We start from the raw sequence: 2,560 nt of genomic DNA, 5'->3' as shown, positions 1-2,560 counted from the left end.
GGACTTGCACCCTCTAGATTAATTATTTACCTTTCGGTAAATCAAAAGATGCCCATGCTGGGCACACACACCGTATATAATTTATTGCTGGCTTCTTGCTTACTTGCGAAAGTCCTCGCGGACTTTCTTTGTCCATAATTATTTACTAAATTAGTTGCTTGAAACACGCAACAAACCATATACAACAACGTTGTGGTTTATATGGCTCGTCAAAGAGCTGAATTGAATATTAAAAAAAAAATGCAGCTTGTTAACATAAATTGAAAACTAACCTTTAAATTTAACAAATATGAAAAACAGAAAAAACAATCTAATTAAACTCGGAATATTCCTTTTCGGAATTTCATTATTTCTCTTTAATTGTGAAAAAGATGAAAATACTCATCAAAAACACTTAACCGCACAAATAAACTATTTGCAAATTGAAGAACTGCCAGATGTTAAATCCGTTCTCTCTGAACTCAATAATTTAGGCTCTAGTAAAAATAGAAGTACAATAAGTAAAAGTATGAATACAGATTTTGGAGCTTTAAATCTAAATAATATTCTTGAGTATGTTAATAATGACGGGAAATTCACTTATTCTTTTTTAATAGACAAAGACTATTCAAATGATTCAGCGTACACATTTGAAAATTTACATTTAGTAAAAACACAAAATGGTTACTTTGGTTATATTTTAAAATGGGAACCTAACGAGCAGTGGATAGAAGCAAATGATTTTAATTTCTCAATTCAAAATTTTACAGGAACACAAACGCATTACGATTTAGATTATAATATCATACAAATAGCAGAATTTAGTAACGGACAAATAGTAAACAATTTAGTCGGTAGTAAAACCAGTAACAGAAACATCCAAAAAAAATCTATGTATATGGAATATGTCTGTATTTCAACATTCGGAGACCTTTGTACAGATACTGGCGAAGCTTATTGTGGTGGCTCTATATGTGGTTTTGGAGTAAAAACAAGCTGTTATTGGCAAGAAGCAGGTGGTGGTTCGGCAACAGGTGGTAACGACAATGATAATGATACTGATGGAGAATCAGAATCTGGTGGTGGTGGTGGAACTAAAATACCAAGAGAGGAAGACTCCTCTGATGTTGATGTAGAAAATGGTGATGCTATTGTTGTACCTGCTTTACCTGAATTTACTGACCCTTGTAATAATCTTAATGATATTATTGACCCAAACAAATCAAATGCTAAACCTTTTTTAGAAAACCTAAAAACAACCGTTGACCAACCTGGTGAGAATGGATTTTCTATGAAAAAGGAAAGCGATCCTTTTAACAATAATGCAACATATACCAATACAAATTTACCTGCCACAATTGGAAATAGTATAGGAATACCTACAGGTGGTCAAAATTATGCAGGAGCTCACTCTCATCCATCAGCAGATACATATCCAATGTTTTCTTGGGACGATATTTACACATTGTTTAATTTATACGCAAATGCAAAATCTAATGTTAAAAATGAAGTTACTTTTATGCTAGCAAGTAAAAATAACTTTTTAAACAATCAAGTAAATGTTTTTGCTTTAAGAATAAAAGATTTTAGAGCATTTAGAAGTTCATTTTACAAAGCACTTTCAGACATTGTGAATGAAAGAAGTGATTTAGAAGTCACTGATCCAATTGAAACTAAATTAAAGGCTTTAAATGATAAATTAGGTAAAAAATACGGTAAAACAAATCAAAATCAACAAGAGAAAGCTTTCTTGGAAAACTTTAAAGATTTTAATTTATCTCTATTTAAAGCTAATGATAATATAGATAATTGGTCAGAAATAAATATACCAACTTTTACAATCAATACTTCTGGAGTAAAAGAAACTCCTTGTAATTAATTTAAAAAAAACAATTATGAATAAATTAAACATATTAATCGTATTTATTATAACTTTAAGCTGTAAAGCACAATCTCCAATTGTCGATATAGATACTTGGGATGGAGACAGTCAAGTAAATGCCTATTATAAAGATGTTAACAATTATTTTAATGATTTCATAGGGACTTGGCTATATACTGATGGAACAACTTCTTTTAAAATAGTTTTAGAAAAAAAGACAATGGCATATACAGGTAAATTTTATATGGATTATATAATAGGAGAATACCAATATATTGAAAATGGGATAGAAAAAATTAATACAATCCCTAATTTAAGTCAACCGAGATTACATTCATTAGTTGGTAGTACTTTACTTGACAATTCAGCTAGTTCAAGACCTTATTGTCCTACTTGCCCAGCTAATGAAAGAAGATTGAAAGTTGGTTTATATGATAGACCAAGGAAATTAACAGGGACTTTCACTTTAAAAAGAGTAAATGTAGGTAGTCAAACTGCTTTAGAGGGATATTTATGGGGAGATGGAGTTCCTGGTGGAATTAATGTAGATAATCCACCACAATATACTGAACTGACAGTTCCAACTGGAACATTTATTTTTGTGAAACAATAAAATACAAACCACAATCGAGTAGACGGCTCTGCCAGAAACTGACAGAGTGCGCCTCTCACACCACCGTACGTACGGGTCTCGTATAC

The 2,560-nt window shown here is 31.2% G+C and carries 2 protein-coding genes; both read left to right on the top strand.

Annotated elements, in window-relative coordinates:
* Nucleotides 1-289 precede the first annotated feature (289 nt).
* Nucleotides 290-1,858 carry a hypothetical protein gene (locus Q0998_RS19170; RefSeq protein WP_299673038.1) on the top strand — a complete coding sequence of 523 codons (1,569 nt, stop codon included), beginning with the start codon at nucleotides 290-292 and terminating at the stop codon, nucleotides 1,856-1,858.
* 16 nt (nucleotides 1,859-1,874) lie between these two features.
* The gene (locus tag Q0998_RS19165; protein WP_299673036.1) at nucleotides 1,875-2,474 is read left to right on the top strand and encodes a DUF6705 family protein; all 600 of its coding nucleotides are present in this window, start codon (nucleotides 1,875-1,877) and stop codon (nucleotides 2,472-2,474) included.
* Nucleotides 2,475-2,560 lie beyond the last annotated feature (86 nt).

The organism is uncultured Polaribacter sp. (genome assembly GCF_947501385.1).
Classification (GTDB): domain Bacteria; phylum Bacteroidota; class Bacteroidia; order Flavobacteriales; family Flavobacteriaceae; genus Polaribacter.
This window is presented reverse-complemented; position numbering and strand designations above follow the sequence as displayed.

What these genes read in the sequence shown, in the direction of transcription:
- Q0998_RS19165 (WP_299673036.1), top strand. Translation starts at nt 1,875, where the DNA reads ATGAATAAATTAAACATATTAATCGTATTTATTATAACTTTAAGCTGT.
- Q0998_RS19170 (WP_299673038.1), top strand. Translation starts at nt 290, where the DNA reads ATGAAAAACAGAAAAAACAATCTAATTAAACTCGGAATATTCCTTTTC.